Origin of the sequence: Puniceibacterium confluentis (assembly GCF_007923445.1) — a bacterium.
In the GTDB taxonomy this organism is placed as follows: domain Bacteria; phylum Pseudomonadota; class Alphaproteobacteria; order Rhodobacterales; family Rhodobacteraceae; genus Puniceibacterium; species Puniceibacterium confluentis.
Map to the genome: position 1 here is coordinate 70,269 of NZ_VOJI01000004.1, position 21,234 is coordinate 91,502.

At 65.0% G+C, this 21,234-nt stretch carries 13 protein-coding genes; 9 read left to right on the forward strand and 4 right to left on the reverse strand.

Annotated features, from left to right (window positions below):
- Position 1: 1 nt before the first annotated feature.
- From FOY53_RS06120 to FOY53_RS06130, 3 genes are read left to right on the forward strand one after another with little or no spacing between them, the layout of a single operon-like run.
- Complete coding sequence (locus FOY53_RS06120; protein WP_146586798.1) at positions 2-1,087, forward strand: Mrp/NBP35 family ATP-binding protein; 1,086 nt, start codon at positions 2-4, stop codon at positions 1,085-1,087.
- Positions 1,084-1,788, forward strand: a complete 705-nt coding sequence (locus tag FOY53_RS06125) for a biotin/lipoate--protein ligase family protein (protein WP_146586801.1) — start codon at positions 1,084-1,086, stop codon at positions 1,786-1,788. Before FOY53_RS06120 ends, FOY53_RS06125 begins: the two co-directional genes overlap by 4 nt.
- On the forward strand, positions 1,785-2,264 hold the full coding sequence (locus FOY53_RS06130) for a DUF6505 family protein (RefSeq protein WP_146586803.1): 480 nt from the start codon (positions 1,785-1,787) through the stop codon (positions 2,262-2,264). The genes FOY53_RS06125 and FOY53_RS06130 overlap by 4 nt, the downstream gene beginning before the upstream one ends.
- Positions 2,265-2,347: 83 nt before the next feature.
- Here FOY53_RS06130 and FOY53_RS06135 read toward each other — a convergent pair whose 3' ends face one another.
- Positions 2,348-3,949: an AfsR/SARP family transcriptional regulator gene (locus FOY53_RS06135; protein ID WP_146586805.1), complete on the reverse strand. Its 1,602-nt coding sequence runs from the start codon at positions 3,947-3,949 to the stop codon at positions 2,348-2,350.
- 200 nt (positions 3,950-4,149) lie between these two features.
- Between FOY53_RS06135 and FOY53_RS06140 the strand changes: the two genes are divergently transcribed.
- Entirely contained in the window at positions 4,150-5,235 is a 1,086-nt protein-coding gene (locus tag FOY53_RS06140; RefSeq protein WP_146586807.1) for a phosphatase PAP2 family protein, read from the forward strand.
- Positions 5,236-5,398: 163 nt separating this feature from the next.
- Here the strand turns inward: FOY53_RS06140 and FOY53_RS06145 are convergent, their stop codons facing one another.
- The gene (locus FOY53_RS06145) at positions 5,399-7,510 is read right to left on the reverse strand and encodes a S8/S53 family peptidase (RefSeq protein WP_146586809.1); all 2,112 of its coding nucleotides are present in this window, start codon (positions 7,508-7,510) and stop codon (positions 5,399-5,401) included.
- Between the two features lie 260 nt (positions 7,511-7,770).
- Here FOY53_RS06145 and FOY53_RS06150 point away from each other — a divergent pair, with 260 nt between their 5' ends.
- The gene (locus FOY53_RS06150) at positions 7,771-9,324 is read left to right on the forward strand and encodes a hypothetical protein (protein WP_146586811.1); all 1,554 of its coding nucleotides are present in this window, start codon (positions 7,771-7,773) and stop codon (positions 9,322-9,324) included.
- Between the two features lie 112 nt (positions 9,325-9,436).
- Here FOY53_RS06150 and FOY53_RS06155 read toward each other — a convergent pair whose 3' ends face one another.
- Together FOY53_RS06155 and FOY53_RS23025 are read right to left on the reverse strand one after the other, a co-directional pair.
- The gene (locus FOY53_RS06155; protein ID WP_146586813.1) at positions 9,437-10,117 is read right to left on the reverse strand and encodes a hypothetical protein; all 681 of its coding nucleotides are present in this window, start codon (positions 10,115-10,117) and stop codon (positions 9,437-9,439) included.
- Positions 10,118-10,261: 144 nt separating this feature from the next.
- Positions 10,262-10,399, reverse strand: coding sequence for a hypothetical protein (locus FOY53_RS23025; protein WP_186766529.1), 138 nt, complete (start codon positions 10,397-10,399; stop codon positions 10,262-10,264).
- Positions 10,400-10,779: 380 nt separating this feature from the next.
- On the opposite strand from FOY53_RS23025, the gene FOY53_RS06160 reads away from it, so the two are divergent.
- The 4 genes from FOY53_RS06160 (at position 10,780) to FOY53_RS06175 (ending at position 21,169) form a co-directional block, all read left to right on the forward strand.
- Positions 10,780-11,400, forward strand: coding sequence for a VPLPA-CTERM sorting domain-containing protein (locus FOY53_RS06160; RefSeq protein ID WP_186766530.1), 621 nt, complete (start codon positions 10,780-10,782; stop codon positions 11,398-11,400).
- A gap of 742 nt (positions 11,401-12,142) precedes the next feature.
- Entirely contained in the window at positions 12,143-12,655 is a 513-nt protein-coding gene (locus FOY53_RS06165; RefSeq protein WP_146586817.1) for a hypothetical protein, read from the forward strand.
- A 78-nt stretch (positions 12,656-12,733) separates the two neighbouring features.
- Complete coding sequence (locus tag FOY53_RS06170; protein WP_246107299.1) at positions 12,734-15,352, forward strand: beta strand repeat-containing protein; 2,619 nt, start codon at positions 12,734-12,736, stop codon at positions 15,350-15,352.
- Positions 15,353-15,442: 90 nt separating this feature from the next.
- On the forward strand, positions 15,443-21,169 hold the full coding sequence (locus FOY53_RS06175) for a DUF11 domain-containing protein (RefSeq protein ID WP_186766531.1): 5,727 nt from the start codon (positions 15,443-15,445) through the stop codon (positions 21,167-21,169).
- Positions 21,170-21,234 lie beyond the last annotated feature (65 nt).

Here is a 21,234-nt window from a genome sequence, read left to right on the forward strand (position 1 = left end):
GGTGACATTGACACGTGACGCGGTCCTGACCGCGCTGAAATCCGTGAGCGATCCGGTCTCGGGTGGCGACATTGTGACGGCCGGCCTGATCAAGGCCCTGACGGTGGACGCGGGCACCGTGCGCTTTGTGCTCGAAGTGCCGGGCGACAAGGCGCAGGCCTACACGCCAGTGCGTCAGAGCGCCGAGGATCTGGTCAGATCGCTGGAGGGCGCAGCAACCGTTTCGGTGGTGATGACTGCTCATACCGCCAAGGCGCCGCCGGATCTCAAAGGGTCGGGACACGGCCATTCGCACGCGCCGAAACCGTTGCAGGGCGGACCGGAAAAGATTCCCGGTGTGGACCGGATCATTGCCATCGCCTCGGGCAAGGGCGGTGTCGGCAAATCCACCGTGTCTGCCAATCTCGCCTGTGCGCTGGCCGCCGAAGGCCGCCGCGTCGGTCTGCTGGACGCCGATGTCTATGGTCCCAGCCAGCCGCGGATGCTGGGCGTCAGCGGTCGGCCGGCAAGCCCGGATGGCAAGACCATCCTGCCGATGCGCAACTTCGGCGTCACCATGATGTCCATCGGCCTGATGGTCAACGAAGGCCAGGCGGTGGTCTGGCGCGGCCCGATGCTGATGGGCGCGTTGCAGCAGATGCTGATGCAGGTGCAGTGGGGAGCGCTGGATGTCCTGCTGGTCGATCTGCCGCCTGGCACTGGCGACGTGCAGATGACCTTGGCGCAGAAGGCGCGGGTCGATGGCGCCATCGTGGTCAGCACTCCGCAGGACGTCGCGCTTCTGGATGCCCGCAAGGGCATCGACATGTTCAACCAGATGAAGGTGCCGATCCTTGGGCTGATCGAGAACATGTCGACGCATGTCTGCAGCAACTGCGGCCACGAGGAACACATCTTTGGCCACGGCGGCGTCGCGGCAGAGGCTGCCAAGATCGGCGTGCCGCTGCTGGCCGAAATCCCGCTGCACCTCGACATCCGCGTGGCGTCCGACGGCGGCGCACCGATCGTTGTCTCCAAACCCGACAGCCCGCAGGCCCAGAGCTTCCGCGACCTGGCCCGTCGGCTGGTGTCCGAGGGGCGCGCATGACGCGTGCCCCGCAGTTTCCGCCGCTGATGAGCGGGTTGAACGCTGCGGGGCACGACCCCTTTGCCGCCGCCTGTGAAGCGGCGCGGGACGGGGTCGATGCCGGATTGATCCTGTATGATCTGAGCGACGATCTGCGTGCCGCGCTGATCTGCGCCCCCGAGGTGCCACTGGCGCAGGCCGTGGCGATGCTGCCGCTCTGCGGTGTCGGGGTGCAGAATGCGCTGGGGGCTCTGGCCCCGCCCGAGGTGCCGGTGCATCTGGACTGGAGCGGCGTGATCCGCGTCAATGGCGGGCGCTGCGGGGCGCTGCGGATGGCCGCGTCGACCCGTGATCCGGAGGTGATACCGGACTGGCTTGTCGTGGGATATGCGCTGCGATTCGAAGCGACCTTGCAGGATCAGGGCAATACCCCGGACGAGACCGCGCTTTACGCCGAGGGCTGTGGCGAGCTGACGCCGCAGGACATGCTTGAATCCTGGGCCCGCCACACGCTGACCTGGATCCACCGCTGGGAGCAGGAGGGCATGACCCCGCTGCACCGCGAATGGAGCGGCCTGTTGCACGGTCTGGGCCGACCGGTCACAATCGCGGGACGGGACGGCACCTTTCTCGGAGTGGACGAAAACCTTGGTATGCTGCTGAAAGCAGAGGGCACGACCCATCTGATCCCGCTCACCGACCTGCTGGAGACACAGACATGAAACTCGCCCGCGCCATCCATTTCGACGAAAGCGACACACGCGTCTTTCATTCTCCGGCCCGCACCGGTGAATGGTGCCTCTCGGGGGGCTTTGAATTTTCCAACTGGAGCGAGGGCGATCTGGTCGGCAAGGCGCGCCAGGCCTTCGCCAACGGCTGGCTGGGGATCGAAACCTTTGGCCGGGTGAGCTTTGTCGCGGTGACCCGGCTCGAACCCTCCGAGCGCGAGGCGCTCATCACCTCTCTCGCGCAGCATTTTGTCGACACCTACGGCGCGCCGTCGCCCGAGGCTGCACGCCCGGTCGCGACCGAGGAAATCGACCAGATGATCGCACTGTGTGACGATCATGCGCCCAACACGCTGCTCACCGTGGCCCGTGAACTCACCGAGGCGGGCGTGCGCGAAAGCTTTCGGGTGATCGAGGCGCAGGAGGCCGACATCATGCAGTTCGCCGTGCACGGCGAACTGGACGACTGAGCCGCACCGGCACCGTCTTGCGCGGATCTATCGGCAAAGGCCCCGCGCAGCGCCGCTCCGGCGCCCTGCCGCAGCCGCTCCCGTCAGAGCAGTGCCCGGATCGGCTCCAGCAATCCCTTGGCGCGCAGGGTGCGTACCGGGTAGGTCTCGTCGTTGACAAATCGGTCGAGGGTGAACCCGGGCTCGATCCTCGACAGCTTTTCGGCGGTGGCCAGTGCCTTGTCCATCTGGCCGTCCAGGGCGTAGAGCGCCAGCAGATGCCGGTGCGCCGGGCGCAATGACGGCGCGGCGCGGGCCGCCGCTTCGCCGGCCGCAATCGCTTCGGCGGGGTTGTTGCAGGCGATGTTGACGACGCAGTGGTTGACTTCCCACCACTGGCGGAATGGCGAAAACCGCGCGATCTGCCGGGCCTGGGTGGAGTATTTGATCGCCAGTTCGGGCGCGCCCGCGCGCATGTGCGACATCGCCTTGGCGGTCCAGGCAAAGCCGTTCGACGGATTCTGCTCGACCGCCAGGTCGGCCATTTCCATGCCCCCCACCGCGTCTCCCAGTCCCATCACCCGGACCTGCGCCACAAGCGCCTGTACCAGCGAATTGTCCATCGAATCCTCGATTGCACGCTGGTTGAACCACGCGGCTTCCTCGCGAAGGGCCTGGGGATTGTCCTCGAGCAGTTCGATCAGCTGGATCATCCGCACCAGGCTGCGCCAGCCGAGGTAGATGCCGTTCTGGTCGACGTCATGGGCCTGGCTCAGCAGGCTGTCGGCCTCGCGCAGGGCGTCGGGTTCAAAGCTGAACATCCGGTACAGCGCCAGCCGCGCAAGCGCCGTGGCGCGCGCTTCGGGGCGGGCATTCTCGACGATCAGGGGCAGCTTGGCGACCACGCGGTCGGCGGCCTCGAAGACGATGGCGGCAATCGGCACGGAAGAGTTCAGCACGTCCCCGGCGTCTTCCAGTGCGTGCAGTTTGGAATACAGGATCTGCCCGGTCGGGATATGCACGATCTTGATGAAGACGCTGGTCTTGCCATCGTTCTCCATCAGGTCGCAGCCGATCTGGAGATCCCCCTCCTGGCGCTGGGTCGGGCCGGTGTGCTGACCCGAGCGGCGCCAGGCGCGGACATTTTCGGCAACGGTCTGGCCGATCTGGTTGGCGAGGATGTCGCCGATGATTCCCTTCTGATCGGCGCCGTGCACATCGGTGCGGCATTCGATCATCACGCCGCGGGCGACGCGGGGGCGCGCGGCCTCGATCGTCTCGCGCATCCGGGTGCGTTCGGCGCGCAGCCAGTCCTCGAATTCCGGATCACGCACATCCAGCCCTTCGAGCAGCTCGCGGTCTTCATTTTCACTGCCCGCCGAGACCGTCTTTTCCACGGTCACAAGTGCGGGGTTCAGCGACAGCGCAGTGCGGTCACCCTGCAGCGCGGCCCCCAGAGCCGGGGACAGGCCGCGCAGCTTGGACAGCGCCTGCCGCAAATTGGCCGAGGCCTGTTCGGGTCCGAACGTGCTCCAGAGTTTGTCCTCGAGCCATCGGCGCGGGCGGTTCATGCCGGGTGTCAGCGCCAGTATCGCCAGCAGGGCCTGGTTCTTGGCGCCGGGTGGCGTGATGTCGGCGCCATCGGGTGTTGTCACCTTGAACGGACCCAGCACTGAAATTCTGACTGCCGCTGCTGCGTCGCCCATACCAATCCTGCATGTCTAAATTGCCGTAATACCGGCCCCTGCGCAAGGATCGTAGCATTGAGGTCACATTAGCGCAATCAGCGTGAAATCTTCGTTAATACCCATACCATAGGCAGAATGCCTTTTGACCTGGGCCAAGAACGCCGTCAGGGTCGGGGACAAACAGATCCGGAAATTTTCGCATTAAACTGGAGTATTGGATGGCGGTATTTGGTGTCGAAGGGGTTGAGGGCGTCGAAGGTGTCGAGGGCGTGGAAGGGGTCGAGGGCGTCGAAGGTGTCGAGGGGGTGGAAGGCGTCGAAGGTGTCGAAGGCCGGTCCGGCGGCACGCCCAGCTGGGCCATCCTGTCCGCCCGTGCCGGCACCCAGCGTATGTGGCCCGGCGCCAACCGTACCCCTGCTGCGCAATCCGCCTGGGAGGCGTTCCGCAAGCTCGCCTCGGGGCCACGGGCGTCGGTCCTGTCGCAGGCGCTTGGCACCCAGTTCGCGGTGACACTGGCCAGCAGCGCCGCCGCCAACGACAGCGCGGTGATCACGGTGCAGGGCGCTCCGCTGGTGACGTTGAACAAACCCTCGACGCAATTCCTGGCCGCGCATCAGATCGACTATCTGCGCGCGGCCGCAGACTTGCAGGCCGACCGTCTGGGCGAAATCAAGGTCCAGACCGGCCGGTTGGTGCCGTTCTTTGCCACCGTCGGCTATCTCAGCGGCGACGCCACCAAATGGACGCTGCGCATGGCGGGAACACTGCTGCGGCTGTGCAAGTCGGTCGAGATGCCGGTGAAGATGGGGCTGGATGTCCCGCGGCCTATCGCTCTGTCGACGGCGGTGCAGCCGGTGATCCAGACACCCGGACATGGGTCTTATCCGAGCGGTCATGCCACCGAGGCCTTTGTGCTGGCCACGCTGTTCTCGCGGTTTTTCTATGCCACGCCCTTTGACCCGGCGCAGGCGGTCAGCACTCAGGACGAAGTCATGCGTTATGCCGCCCGCATTGCCACCAACCGGACGGTTGCCGGGGTCCATTATCCGACCGACAGCATGGCCGGTGCGGTTTCGGGCCTGACGCTGGCCGAAGCGCTGATCAACCTGCTGGATGGCAAGACCCAGACACCGTCGCGGATCTATCATGGTGAAAGTTATCAGGGCGATTTCAATCTCAGCCTGCTGGGGGAGGCACTGAACGACCCGGCTGTGGTCGAAGCCGGGACCGTGGCTCTGGACCCGTCGCAAGTGCCCGTCTGGATGCAGGAGATGTGGACCGAGATTAAATCCGAGTGGCAATGAGGCAGCCGCCTTCCAGGAGTCCGGGCGATGCACAGGGGCCTTTTGTCCCCGCCCAGGAAGGCTGAGACCGCTGCCAAAGAGTCGGTCCCGCCGCTGACCGGGCCGTGGCCGGGCAGAGCCTTGGCGGCAGCGCCATCGTCGCCAGGCGAGACCCCTTCGGATCTCACTCGCGCGGTCGCGCTCCGGCCATGACATCCACGATGCCGGCGCCCAATCGCGTCGCGCTGCCCGGCGGCACCGGCAAGATGGGCACAGCGCCGCCGCGCAGGTCGTCCATCTGGGTGCCGCCGCCGGTCGCGGCGTTCTGCACGATCAGCGTGGCGTTCATCGCCAGTGCACGCGTCAGGCGGCCCGCCGCCGCACTGGTGCCGGCGATCGGGGACACCGATCCGGTGAGGGTGCCGGCAGCCAGCACCCCGCGCTGCACCCGGCCATCTTCGGCCCGGGTTGCAGCGGTCGGACCGGGCACGGTCCAATCCGCCCCGTCCGGAGTGTAATAGGCCGGCACATAGCTTTGGCTGGCGGCCTGCCACTGTGCGGCACCGGCGCTGAAGACCTGTCGCGCCGTGTCGGTGACCAGTGCACTGTGGGTGCCTGCGCGGGTGATCGGGCTGTCTGCGGCAAGCCCGCTCCAGTTGCCGCGCTCTGGATCCCAGACATAGGCCGAGGGGCCGCCGTCAAAATAGGACTGCCGCCCGCGGTTGGAATTGTATCCCGGCAGGGTCTCGTCGCGCTGGATCTGCAGGTGCACGGCGCAGGGGGCCTGCCCGCCATAGCGCACCGCAACCTGCCAGGCACCGGCTTCGGCCAGAGGTTCGCCCGCGACCTGCGCCTCGTTCGGAGCCAGCGCGAGTGTGTGCGTGGCGGCCTGTGTGACACGATCGCTCAGCACGTGGGCCCCGACATGGTAGATCCGTGCAACGGCTGCGCCGTTCGCGGAAAGCGAGCGGAAGGCGCCCTCGGGCAGGGGAACGAACCCCGACGCCACGCCGGACGGGGGGCTCAGGGCAATTTCGATCTGACCCGAAGGCACGCCATCCGGGGTGCGGATTTCCAGGTAACTGGCGGTCAGGTCGTCCGGTTGCACGCGCCAGGTGATCTCCTGTTCGGTTGTGCCGACGGCGGGATCAAAGTCGAATTGTGCCACCTGACGACTGCGGCGGTTGTTGCCAAAGGCCCAGACCACGCGCACCGGCTGTCCGGTCACCTGTTCCCAGACGGCGGCCTCGCGGGCGATCTGGTACTCGGCAAAGCTGCTGCCATCCTTGGGCCCGGCCAGCATTCCCAGCGACAGGTTGATGATCACCGGCGCCTTCTTGTCGATCAGTGCGGATTGGGACAATACCCAGCGCACCGCCTGCACCATGTAGCTTTCGAACCGCATTCCCGAGGTGTCCGACACTGCTTCGGGCGGCAATTGCACGCCGAGCAATGGCCAGCGGTGCACCGGATCCCCCGTCGCCTCGGGGTCCGCCCCGGCGGCCAGATCCAGCACATGGGTTCCGTGACTGCGGCCGAATTCCAGCGCGCGGTGCCCCTCGGTGCCGTAGAGCTGTTGGTTCAGAGCGGAATAGACCGCCGCTTCCTCAAGCGCGTCACCTCTGGCCAGCCAGGTATTGATGTCCTTGCGGCTGTATATTTCACCGATATGGGCGCGGCGCGGACCGGGGCCCCTGGGGCGGGTTTCCAGCGCTTGCAGCCAGACGGCGTGAAACCGGGTCCGGTATTTACCCGCGCCGGTGGGTTTGCGGAACCGGGCATTCAGAAATCCGATACCATCGTCGATAATGGCGACAATCGGCGGATGCCCCTTGGCTGCACTGGATGTATCGGCGTCCCGGGTGTCATCGACCGACAGGGTCTGGGGCGTCTGGTCAGCGTCCAGATTGACCGGATAGCCCATGTCGATCACGTCCATCAGTGACGCGTAGGCGCCGAGCGGCGTGCCGTGGCGCAGGTAAAGCGCATATTCGTCCGGCAGCCCGGTCGCGGTCGGCGGCTGTGCGGCGCGCGCGGCAAGGCGGTCGTATTCCTGCGGATCCATCAGCAGCGGATCCAGCGGCGTGTCGACCTGGTCCAGCACTGCCTGCCGGGTGGTTTCGATTCGGGGTGGCGTGCCGCTCGGTTTCAGGCGGACAAAGACCGGCGTGAACCAGACCGGGCTGCGTGCGGGGGGCGGCGCAAGGGCTGCACGGCGCTCTTGCAGAAGCCAGGACCAGTCAAGATAGGCATCCCAGAAATCGGCTGAAACCGGCGGCGACCACGTCAAGACCATGCAGCTTTCCCATCTTCTGACAGCATTCCAGCCAAGGAAACGCAGTTGGTCGACCCGAGGTCAAGCAAGCCCGCATCTTTTGCGGTTTTTTCACGGGCGGGTCGGGGCCGGCGCGCGGTTGCCACCGGAATTTACGGCGCTGTCGCGCCGGTTTCACGCAGGGCTCACCTTGCACTCACGCGGGGTGGTTAACGTTTGGTTAACACAGGGACCGCGGACCTCGGCAGAGGGCGCGGCGAAGTCCTCCGGAGTTGCCTGCCATGACCGCCAGAACCCCCAACCGACATGTCAACCTTACCGTGATCCCGGGGGGCCGCTCCACCGCCTCGCGATCCGCGGCGGCCGTCCTGCCCCGGCCGCGCCGTCCGGTGTTCGGTTCCGAGGCCCTGGCCTGTGAGATGGGCCGGATCTATGCGCTGACCCTGCTGCGCGACATTCCCTTTGCCAAGCTGTCCGACCCGCGTCACGCGATCCGGATTGATGCGGCCACCTGTTTCACCCTGCACGATCTGCAGACCGAGCTGCGCCAGCTCCCGTGGTCGTCCCGCCACGCCTCCCTTCCCTCTGGTGCCAGTCCGCTCGCGGATATCCTCTCCCTGTGCGTGCCGGGTGATGCTGACCACTGCGCCTCGTCCCCAGTGCCGCGCAGTGGTCAGCCCCTTTTTCCGGCAACGGCGGTTTCTGCGTCCGACCCGGTGCTGTCTGCGTTCTTCCGCGCCGGACCGCCGCGTGCCGCGGGGCCTGCCGGCCCGGGCCTGTCGGTGCCGGGGGTTGCTGACCCGGGGGCGGATCAGCCGATGTCTCACTGGGTGCGTTGGATCGAGGCGGCCTGCGGCGCAAGGCTGGCATGGCCAAGACGCGCTGACGCGGCGCGGCAAGTCTTGCGCACGCCCCGAGACCTTGCCACACAAGTCCATTGCCGCCACCCCTGTCAGCCGTACATGTCGGCGGCGCTGCTTCTGCTGGCAAAGGGGATGCCCCTGGGGGCCGATCTGCCAGAGATCCGCAATGGCGTGCAGTGGAATGCGCCGCGTGTCCTGACGATGCTGGTGTCCGGCGCGCGGCAGGCCGCGCAGCATAGCCGCCGCGGCGACCGAGGGCCCCGCGTGGCGCGCCCCGGCGTTGTCGCAGCGCGCTGGTCGCTGATACGCTCCGGAGAGGACCAGCGTGCCGGCCCGGAAGCCGCGCTGGAACAGGCCGCCCTGAACCGGGTCATGTCCGATGCACCGCGACTGGCGGACTGGATGGCGGCGATGAACCGGGCCACAGGCACCGGTTGCAATGACAGGCCATCCCCGGACGGTGAAAATAGTGACGGCTGGACGCCTTTTTCGATGCAGCAGAACCTGATGCTGCCGCCGCTCGCGTCGCCCACAGGGTGGCTCTGCCCTTCGGTCGGGGCCGGGCAGGCGGTGCTGGCCGGGACACTGGTCACGCTGTTGAAGGCGCTGTTCGATGCGCCCGTCACCGGATGGTCCGACCCCGCGCCCGCAGACCTCTATCGGGAGCTGGACAAGCTGGCCCTGAATGTGACGCTGGCGCGCAGCATCGCTGGCGGCTTTTACACCCTGGAAAACCGCCAGAGCCTGCGGTTCGGCCAAAGCCTGGCGCTGATCCTGCTGCGGGATGTGCTGGAAGAGGATGGCCAGCCGGGGCGCATTGACCTTTGCGACTTCGACAACCGTCAGGTGACTCTGCTGGCCCGACGCAGTGCTCCGGGCTCGGTGCGGGTCAGCTTGCGGATCGACGGCGCCTATGCCCCGTGGCCGGACAGCGGCGAGAGGTCCGCGCCCTATCTGACGGCCGTGGTCTGAACCGCCGACCGGCCCCGCGCAGGGTGAGCGGGCCCGGCAGCGTCCGGAAACAGAGTTCGGGCCAGCGACGGAAACCTTTATCGGGCACCGCGGCAAAGCCGGGCGCGCGGGGCTACCTGCAAATGCCCTCGATCTCGGCGCCGGACCAGGGAATGCGCACGGCGTTGTGTTTCAGCACCTTGTCGAGCCGGGACATCGGCATTGCCGCGGCGATCAGGTTGTGCAGCCGCTCTGTGCGCGGCGCATCGGCGTCAAGAAGCGCGCAGCAGACATATTCCTCGACAATCGCGCCCTGTTGTTCATAGCCATGATCCAGAAACCTGACTGTTGTATCCTCGGCAAACAGGTAGGGATCGGGGTTGTTGCTGTGTTCCGACGCCGCCTTGAGCGGGCTGTATCCGGTGCGCGCACGGTTCTGCCACTGCCAGACATGCGTCATCTCATGGGCAAGCAGCATGGCGTCGGCCAGGTCTATTTCCTCGGGATACCGGCTCAGGAAATCCTCGCGGTACAGATCGTCGCGCAGCAGCATGTGGTTGAACAACACCATGCCGCCGGGCTGAACTGTCACGGTCTCGCCGCGCGACGGCGGCCAGATCCGCTCCGAGCAGGTCAGACGCGGGCGCACCGGCCGCTTGAAGGTGATCGCCGCGCCGGGGTGCCCGTCAATCAGCCGCACCCGGCCAGTGTCGGTCTGGTCGCCCTGCAACGCATGCACATACGAGCGCTCAAGCGGGGTGAGCGGGCGGCCGCAGGCGGCCAGGACAAGGAACAGCAACAAGAGGAAGCGCATGCCGTGATAGGAGAGCAAGGCGTGAGGCAAGGCAAGTCCCCGCCGCTCACCAACGAGTTATCCCGCGACCCCGCGCGCAGGGTCCGGGCGCATCGGCATCTCGACCGATGTGCCCGGAGCAACCGGATCTGTACCGGCGCGGGGTCAGTTGACCTTTTTACCGGCGATGGTGGTCGCGCCCTTGGCCGAATTCGCGCCTGAATTGGCTGTGGCAAGGACCTTCACCTTTTCCTTTTTCGGTTTCTTGGTTTCCTTGTTGCCGCGATTTTTTTCCTTGGACATGGGGATGTTCCTTTGCACGGGTTCCCGAACGGCGGTTGCCCATCGGGTGGATGCTCAGGGGGGCAGGGGGCCTGACAACGGTTGTCAGGGCGATGTCACCGGTGAGGCAGCAGGCGCAGAGAGGCGTTGGGCCATCGGGCAGCCTGCAGGGGGGAAAGTGGGACATGACAGGCCCCGGCGCAAGGCCCGCGCAGCGCCGGGCGCAGGAATATTTGCGGCAGTCTGACGGGCATTGCGGGTGCATGGGCTGCGCCGCTCGCCTTTAGGTGTCGCAAAGTTGGTTCAAAGTCGTCTTAATTCTGCCGGGATTCACACGGATGTTTGAGTGCTTAGGCAAGTCGTTACCCAGATTTCAACTCCTTCGCACAAAGGCGATGCATATGATTTCCTCACTGAAAACCTCTCTCAAAGTTCTCTCTCTGGGTCTTGCGGCCCTCATCGCAACCCCGGCCTTCGTGTCCGAAGCCCGGGCCGCTGCCGTCGCGATCGATTTCACGGCACTCGCAGCCGGCACCACGGTGACGGATCAATACGACAACGTCACCTTTTCACTTTCGGGCGGGCCGGCCTCGGGGGATGCACAGATTTCGACCTATGGCGGTGGACTGTCCAACTCTCCGCTCGCGGGCCTGTACCCGACAGCGAACAATCTGGTTGCAACCTTCGCCGCGCCGGTTTCCGCACTGAGCTTCACCTTTGAAACCCACGGCGACAACGGTGTCAGCAACTACCAGGTTCTTGGCGCTGGCGCTGCGGTCCTCGCTTCCGGACTTCTAAGCTCGAATGCGAGCACCGTTTACTCCTTTGCCGGCCTGACAGGCATCCAGAGCGTGATCTGGTCCAACGGCATGGGCCCCCTGAGCAGCTGGACCCAGTCGCTCAGTACGCTGAATTACGAAACCGCCTCGGCCGTACCGTTGCCCGCCGCGATGCCGCTGCTGGCGCTGGCGCTGGGCGCCTTCGGCATTGCAGGCCGCCGCCGCAAGGCTTCTCAGGCCTGAATTCGTCAGTCTCCGGACCAAGGGGCGCTCCGACCGGGGCGCCCTTTTTGCATGCGAGCACGCTGCCCGCCTCCGGGGGGCGTTGGCTGAAGGTGCCGATGACCCTGATCGACCAATTGAGCCAGGGTGCCATGCCGCGTCGCGCCGGGGCGAGCCGTGCGGTCAGCGTGTGCTCACGGTCCTGCCCGCACCCGGTGCGCGACAGATGCCCCGCAAGGATCGTTTCGCGATTGCCGTTCTCGAATTGAAAGGTGCGGTGATTGCCGTTGCGGCGGGCATTCGATTGTCCATTTGGAATTGAATGATCACTCTGATTATATCAGGTATTATTAATGAGCCAGATTTCCCCTTGGGGAGAGTCCGTTAGAAGAATTCGGCGCTGCCGCAACTCCCTTCGGATCTGAAATCATCCGGCGTCGCCCTTTGCCTGCCGCTCGAATCAGCCCAGGTTCCCTGCGGAATGGTCAGTGTCATGGATTGCGCAAGCAGATGTTAACCAGCTTGTATTTATGGAAATTTCCCCCGGTCTGGCCTGTCGTTGCGCACATTCCGCGCCTGTGGGGTTCGTCGGTCTAGGGCACCTATTCCAAAGAATAGCTGTGAACCTGATTGGCCGGTTTATTATCTTTCTGCGCGAATGCATTCGAGGTCTTTTTCCCAAATATTGCCGTCAACGGCGCTTGTGCTGAGCCCGTTCACTGTAATCGCCGGTACGCTGTTCCGGCCTAAATGGGAATAATAGATGTTCGTTCATATCCCCCAGATGTCCCGGGCTGTATTTGCCGGGGCGGCACTGTCGATGGTCGGTTTTTCGGCCTCGGCTGATGCCCTTGCCAGTACTTTCTCTTTCCTCATTGTCGAGACGCAGGAGGACGGTCAGGAGCGGCTCGTCGAGCGCGGCACCGTCCGTCCCGGCGAAGTCATTCACTATCAGCTGAGCCACGAGAACATGACCGATGACCCCATGGCGGGCATCGTCATCGCCGCTCCTGTTCCGGACGGCGTCTCGCTGACGCTGGGCGCCGAAACCACCTCGATCGAGGCGGTGTTCGAGGTCCAGGCCGAGCTTGATCCCGTGCAGGAAGGTCTTGAGTGGTCGACGCTGCCGGCGATGCGCCTGGTCGCCGACGCAGACGGCAACCTGCACGAAGAACCGCTGCCCGAAGAAGAGGTGGCCTCTGTCCGCTGGACATTCTCCGAGCCGCTCGCAGCTGGCGAAACCGCCTTCAACTCCTACCGCGTTCGCGTCGACTGATCCCGAACACCGGATCGAACCTCTTAATTTCAAAACCTAGACAAGGGAACTTTGACTGTGACTTATCAATCTATCTTCATGCGTTCAGCCAGTGCCGCCGCCTTTGGCGCCGTCCTGGGCACCGCGACCTTTGCCGCCGCCCCCGAAGCCGGGTCGGTCATCGGCAACCAGGCCGTCGCCACCTATACCAACTCGGCGGGTGACACCATCACGGTGACCTCGAACACGGTCGAGACGATCGTGCAGCAGGTGGCCGGCGTCACCCTGACCTCGGACAACACCGAAACCATCGCGCCGGGCGGCAAAGCCTTCCTGCCACACATCATCACCAACGAAGGCAACGGATCGGACAGCTTCCTTCTCACCGCGATCGAGGACAACACCGGCACGCTCGACACGTCGCAGCTGGTGTTCTACCCGGACGCCAACATGGACGGTGTGGCCGACAGCGCGACACCGCTGACCGAAACACCGACACTTGCCCCGGGCGAGCAGTTTGGCGTCGTGATCGAAGCATCGGTTCCCTCCAACGCCACCGGTACGGACACCATCACCGTCACCGCCGTTTCCGCGCTTGATGGCACCGAGCTCAGCACCAACACCGACACGCTCACCATCTCGAACGACGCGATTGTCGAACTGGTCAAGTCGATGGTCGCCGACGCGGCATCGGGCGGTAACCCTAACATCATCGACGCCGGTGACACCGTCACCATCACGCTGACCTACTCCAGCACCGGTCTGGCAGCGGCCAACAACTATGTGGTGCAGGACGTTCTGGACGGAAACCTGTCCTATGTACCGGGGTCGGCGCGCTGGTCCGACGCGGCAGCCCCACTGGATGACGACAACGGTTCGACGGTTGTCGACGCCAGCAACGGCGCGGGCGAAACCATCGCCTGGGACTATGACGATGGCCAGACCGTCAACTTCAGCCTCTCTTCCGTCGGTTCCGGCCGCTCGGGCAGCGTGACCTTCCGCGCGGTCATCGCTGACACCGCCAATGCCGGCGTGATCCCCAACACTGCCACCCAGGATGTCGATGGCGTCGCATTCCCGCCGTCGAACACCGCGTCCGTCGTGGTCGATACCCAGTACGCGGTCGCGGTCGCGGACACGGCCATCAACGCGGATGGGACAGCAAACCCGGCGATTGCCTCGGCGACGGACGACGACGCCGCCAACAACGATGTGGTGACCGAAACCGCCGACGTCTACCAGGGCGGGGTGATCAAGCAGGAGTTCGTGCTGACCAACCTGTCGAACCAGGCTGACAGCCTGTCGCTGCAGGTCGAAAACGTCGACTTCCCGCCCGGCACCACCTTCCGCTTTGTCGGTGCCGACGGTGTGACCCCGGTGATCGGCTCGGTTGGCCCGCTGGCCATCGGCGAAAGTGCCAAGGTGACCCTGATCGCGACTCTGCCGACCGATCTGGCGCCGACCGCCACCACCGACTACACCGCGACCGTGACCACGATCTCGGACGGGTCCGGCGCCACCGATCAGTCGACCGCCGAATTCTCCGGTGCGGTGCTTGCGGCCTCGGTCGATCTCGAGAACGCAGTCGCCGGTGTCGAAGGGGACGGCGCCGCTCCGACCAATGGCGGCGCGCCGTGGATCACCACTGCCACCGACCCCGGTGCTCCGGTGACCTTCGACATGCTGGTCCAGAACGAAGGCCCGACTTCGGACAGCTTCAACCTCTCGCTGGCACAGGCGCTGCCCGCAGGCTGGACCGTTGAATTCCGCGCCGCTGACGGCAGTGTGGTGTCCAATACCGGCACCATTCCCGCCGGGGCCAGCACGACCTTCCAGGTCATCGTGACACCGACCGCCGATGCGCTTCCGGGCGACACGCTGGTCGACATCGCGCTGGTCTCTTCGGTTTCCGGTCAGGGCGACCGCATCGTCAACCAGATCACGGTCAACGAGATCTACGACGTGCAGATCATCGACGACCAGAGCGCACAGGCCGCGCCCGGTGGCATCGTGGAAATGACCCACACCGTCACCAACGAGGGCAACACGGCCATCACCGAAGGCGCGATCACCGAAACCGGTCTGAGCAACTTCGCCGGTGCAATCTTCTGGGATCAGAACGGCAATGGCGTGATCGACCCTGCCGAGCCGGTGATCGACAACTTTGACGACCTGACCGACGGCATTGCGCCTGGCGTCAACGGTCTGGCCCCGGGGGACAGCATCTCGCTGATCTATCGTGTCCAGACACCGTCGACCGCAACCGCAGGTGTGACCGAAATCGGCGCAGTCAGCCTGGCAACCGCGCTGAACGGCGGAACGGCCACGGATGCCGACACCACCGACAACGCGGTCGAGGACCGGATCACCATCATCTCGGGCGACATGACGCTGAGCAAGTACCAGTACATCGACGCGAACTGTGATGGCTCTGTCGGCACCTTCACCAAAAACCGGCAGGACGTCGAGCCCGGCCAGTGCATCCGCTACATGGTCGAGGCCGAAAACACCGGCACGACCACCGCGGCAAACGTGACCATCTCGGATGCGGCCCCGGCCTATACCGCAGTGACCAACTGTGGCGGCAGCTGCGCCGAGAGCCTGTTCCCGGCAGGCAGCACCGCAACGGTCACTTCGACCAGCGTATCGAGCGACCATGGCTCGATCCTGCCAGGAGGGTTCGCCCGGCTGGAGTTCACCGTTCAGGTGAACAACTAGGCGAACTCCGGCGCCTCCGGTTCTCCAACCTGACCGGGGGCGCCTTTTCAATCCGGATCCCAGACAATCCATTTTGCAAGGAGCAGGCTGATGCGCAGTTTTCTTCGGACAGCAGGCCTGCGGGCCGCGACATTGATACAGACGGTGGTGTTGATGCTCTGTCTTCTTCCCCAGAATTCCATGGCCAGCCCGGCTCCCGGTGGCACACTGATCCGCAACATTGCCCAGACGACGTATTTCAACAACGCGCTCGGGATTGTTGAGACAGTGTTTTCCAACCCGGTCGAAGCCGAGGTGCTCTCGGTGCCCAGCATCGACGTTTCCGGCTATTCCGACCTGCTGCTGAGCCGTGGGGCGATGGCGCAATACCACTTTGAGGTGCGCAACAGCGGCAACGTGCCACTCGACGCGCTGTTCGCGATGCCAGACGGCATCCCCGGCGGACAGTTGCTGGCGGACCTGAACGGCAACGGACGTATTGACGACCACGAGCGGGCGTTCGACATCGCGGCCGCTTATGCCCTGCTGCCCGGCGACCGTCTGCAGCTGATCTATGCATTCAATGTCCCGTTCACCGCCCGGCCCGGCGACCGAATGTTCGCGTCCCTCTTCGTAAGCGCCACGGCAGAAGGCGATACCGTCATCCGGTCGCGCCTCGAAGGCGAAGCGCTGGGTGTGGCAACCATTGTCAGCGGTGCGCTCGAGGTCGAGAAAATCCAGACAGTGCGCGAGACCGAGACGGCGGTCATGCTCGACTACACCCTGCGGGTACGCAACAATTCCGATACCGCCATCCTCGGGTATTCCGCGATCGACGGCGTGGCGCTGCGCATCGACGGCGTCCTGCGCACCGGTGTCCTGGTGCGCGACCGGATCCCGCTCAACACTGTGTTCGACGGCATCGCAGCGACCAGCGGAATGCAAGCGCTGTTCCACAAGGTCGGCGAGCCTGCACATGACTATCACACCACCCAACCCGAGATGGCCGAAACTGTTGATGCCGTCGGTTTTTTCCTTGAGGGGGATTTCCCCGTCGGACGGGCCGTCGACCCCGGGTTTTCGGTCCGCCTGCCTTTTGCTCTGGGGGATGTCGAGATCGTGAACACCGCCGCCGCCTACCTGGAGGGTGACGGATTCAGCGCGGCCCTGATGTCGAACACCACGATCTTCGAGCGCACCAACGCGGGGGCGGGTCACCTGTGGTTCGAGGATCCCGATACCCGGGAGGCACAGACATTCGGCACACCCGGCAGCGACACCCGCCTGCGGCTGACTTCGGGTGGCTGCAACCTGACAAACGGCGTCGATCTGACCACTGTCACCGTCCGCAGCACCCAGACCGGCGATGTCGAGATGGTGCCTGTGACCGAAACCGGTCCCAACACCGGAACCTTCCTGAGCGCGGCCCTGCCGCTGGCACGCATGGACCGTGTCATTGCCGGAGACAATGTGATGGCGACCACAGAGGGCGATACCCTGATCGCGACGGCCCAGTGCGGCAGCAACCTGCTGGATGACGATCTGCTGATCAACCCGGGCAACTATCTGTTCAATTCGGTGACCAATGCGCCGATCGACGCCGTCAGCATTGTGCTGGTGGATGCAGTCGCGGGACGCGAGATCGCGCGCGGCGTCACCGATCCGCGCGGCTTCTTTGCCTTCGGCGAAGTGCCCGCCGGTACCTACTACTATGACGTGGCCGACGCGCCGGCGTGGGAATTCCCCTCGACCCGCGTGGATTTCCCGGGCTTTGGCCGGGTGATGACCGGGGCCGGCTATGGGGCTGCCTTCGATCACACCGGCGGCATGGTCCATGTCTCGGACATTCCGGTGGATCCGCACTACGGCGCGCCGCTGTCGCTGCAGAAGACAAGCGATCGTGAAACCGTGACCCATAGCGAATTCGTGAGCTACACTCTGGGCTTCACCAACAACATGCACCAGGCCCTGACCGGCGCCGAACTTCTGGACCGCCCGCCCTATGGCGTGACCCTGGTTCCGGGCTCTGTCCTGCTGGATGGCGCGCCGCTGGCAGATCCGGTGGACGCACAGGGGGGCGACATGCTGTTCGACCTCGGCACGATCGCGCCGCTGTCGGACCATGAACTGACCTATGTGATGCGTTTCACCGCTGCCGCCCGCGAAGGCCGCAACGAAAACACCGCCGTTCTGTCGGGCCGTCAGGCGGGCACAGGCACGCCGCGCCAGTCGCCGGTGGCCCGGGCCATGGTCCGGCTCGACAATTCCGGCGGCGTCTTTGCCCGTCAGGGCACCGTCATCGGTTCGGTGTTCATGGATTGCGACGCCGACGGAATCCGTGGCGACATCACCGAACCCGGCATCCCCGGCGTGCGGATCGTGACCCAGGAAGGTCTGTCGGTCGTGACCGATATCGAGGGCAGGTATTCGCTCTTTGGCCTGCGTCCGCGCACCCATGCCTTCCTGGTGCAGGGCGAAACCCTGCCCGCAGGAACAGAGGTGCAGGTGACCCGTACCAATGACCTGAAACGTGGCGGATCGCGTCTGGTCCCGCTGCGCAAGGGCGAATTGCGCGCCGAGCACTTTGCCGTGGCCGACTGCACGGCAGACGCCCTGGCTGAAGTCCAGAAGCGCCGCAACCATTTCGAGGAAAATCAACAGCTAAACTCGCTGACCGCCGCAGACCTTCCGATCGAAGGCAGCCGCCCGCCCGCCCGTTCGTCCCGGGGCGAACAGGGGATTGCCACGACAACCCAACTGACGTCGGGCATTCTGACCGATGGCGACGCCGCCGCCGCCGCAGACGCGGCCGCCAAGGCACAGGCGACGACACGGCGTCAATCGCTGGATTCGCTGATCAAGACGCTCGACCCCGAACCGGGCTTTATCGACCTGGAGGACGGCGGCACCGTTGCGCGCAGCACCCTGAATGTCCGGATCAAGGGCAAGGCCGATCTGACACTGGCGCTGTTGCTGAACGGTCGCGAACTTGGCGCGGACCGGGTGGGCGAACGCACCAGCTGGGAACAGAACAACGTCCAGGCGATGGAATACATCGCGGTCAAGCTGGCCCCGGGCAAGAACACCCTGGCGCTGATCGGCAAGGACGGTTTCGGCATCGAACGTCTGCGTCAGTCGATCACCCTGGTAGCCCCCGGAAAACCGGCAAGGTTCGAGATCATCCTGCCCGAAACGGCTTCGGCCTCTCCGGTGTCGGTGGTGCCGGTGGTGGTGCGCGTTCTGGATGCACGCGGGCTGCCGGTGCCTGCCTCGGGCACGGTCACCCTGCACGCGCGCAGCGCTTTGTGGGATGTGACCGACATCCGCCCCGGAACCCCCGGAGTGCAGGCCTATCTCGACAACGGCGAGGCCACGTTTGGCCTGATCCCGCCGCAGGTCGCCGGCCCCGACCGGATCACCGTGACCGGCAACTTCGGCACCGCCGAGGCGAACATCACCTTTACGCCGGATCTGGACGAACGCATTCTGATCGGCGTGATCGAAGGCGCGGTATCGCTGGGCAGGAACAGCGGCGCGCTGCTGGACAAGGACCGCTTCAGTTCCTTCGAGGACACCGCCACGGGACTGCGCGGCGAGGTCTACCTCAAGGGCGCGATCCGTGGCGACGCCCTGCTGACCCTGCGCTACAGCTCGGACCGCGACACCGAGGACCGCCTGTTCCGTGACATTCGCGGCGACGAGTATTACCCGGTCTACGGCGACAACTCCGAGCGCGGCCAGGATGCGCAGTCGTCGGGCAACCTGTTCGTCAAGGTGGAAAAGGGACGGTCCTACATCCTGTACGGCGACATCGCCATCGAACCCGAGGCCAGCGCGCTGAAGCTGGATGGCCTGCGCCGCGTCGCCACCGGGGCCAAGGCCCATTGGGAAAATGACAAGGTCTCGGTCACGGTGTTCGCCGCACGCACAGCACAGGAACAGATGGTGCAGGAGGTCCGCGGCCGCGGAGTTTCCGGCCCCTATGACCTTGACCTTGGCGGCTATGTCCAGGGAAGCGAGCGGGTCGAGATTCTGGTCCGGGACGAACAGGGCGGAGACATCCTGACCGCGACTCCCATGCGCCGCGGCACCGACTATATCCTCGATTTCTTCCGCGACACGATCACCTTTGACGCGCCGGTGCGCCAGTTCGATCCGGACGGCAACCCCGTGTCGATCCGTGTGACCTATGAGGTGGAAAACGACGGCGCGGACACATACTGGCTATATGGCGGCGAGGTGAATCATGCGGTGGGGGAACGGACGACCATCGGTGCACGCGCTGTGCACGCCGACGCCCCGATCGGCAACCCCGCCCGTGAGCGCCTGCACTCCGGATACATCCGCCACGAAGACTCGGCCGGCGGCATCTGGGAGGCGGAAGTGGCCCGCTCGGAGGATTCACAGAGCGCGGTCGGGGGCGCTGCACGTCTGTCCTATGCCTATCAGACAGACCGGCAGCGGCTGACATTCGAGGCGATCCACACCGGAGAGAACTTTCTGGCGCGCGGCGGTCTGGCCCGACCGGGCACCACCCAGGTCCGGCTGAGCCATGGGTACGAGATCGACCACAAAAGCGCCATCGCGCTCGGGGCGGAATTCGTGCGGGACCGGATCAACGGCAGTGACCACCTGACTCTCGATGCACTTTATTCGCGCCGGCTGAACCAGCAGCTGCGCGGAGACATCGGGCTCGAATACCGCCGGGATCGCCTGCAGGATGTGACCACGTCGGAAACATCGCTCATCCTTGGTGCGCACTGGACGCCGCTCGCCCGGCCCGACACGGTGATCGAGGCGCAGCTGCGCCACCCGCTGGGCGCGAGCCACCGGCCAACCGAGCTGAGCCTTGGCCTTTTCCGCGAACCCGAGCCCGGCTGGCGCGTGCATAACGAGGTCGAGCTGCACTTTGGCGACGCTGTCGTGATGTCCCATGCCACGCTGGGTTTCACCTTCGAGTTGAACGAATGGCTCAGCGGGCGCACCGAACTGGTGAGAGGGGCAGGAGAGACCGACACCACCTTCACCCAGGGGCTTGCCGCGCACTTCAAGCTGAACGAGACGACGACGCTGGACCTCGGACTCGAACATTCGCGCCTGATGGATGCCAACGAGTCGAAACTGACCAGCATTGCGGTGGGGGTCAAATGGGGATCGGATGACGGTGACTGGGTAGGAGACGCGGATTTCGACACAACATTCGAGGACACCGGCAACACCTATTACGCCAGCCTCGGTCTCGCAGGCCAACTCTCACCTGACCTGACCGTTCTTGGCCGCACCCGGATCGCCATCGATCAGCGCAATGGCACCAGCCACCGCCGGATGCGCACACGTGCCGGAGCGGCTTACCGCCCGGTCAGCGATCCGCGTCTCGAGGTTCTGGCCTGGTACGAACATCGTCTTGAGGAAAAGTACAATCGCACGGAAAGCCACCTCTGGTCGGTCGATGCCTCTTACGAAGTGGATGCCGATCTGCGGCTGAACGGCAAATACGCCGGACAACACCAAAGGATCAGCCTGGTCGGCGGCGGTGGCGCAACTTCGACCACCCAGCTGATTCAGGCCGGTCTGAACTACGAATTCGGCAATGACCGGTTCCAGATCGGCGCCAACGCCGCCCATCTGTGGGACGATGCGGGCAACACCACCAGCGGGCTGGGCGCCGAAATCGGGTTTGTCCCGACCAAGGGCACTCTGCTGGCCGTTGGCTACAACAAGGCGGACGGGCGGCTGGCCGGGCAAAGTGCGCTCTATCAGGAAGGTTTCTACTTCCGCTTCAACCTGCTGCTCGACAACTCCCTCTGGGATCAGCTCGACGGATTCCTCGGCAACTGATTGATCCACCAGTTGCCAGGAAGGGTCACGCCGCAAGCGCATCTGCGGCGTGGCCCATTTTTTTC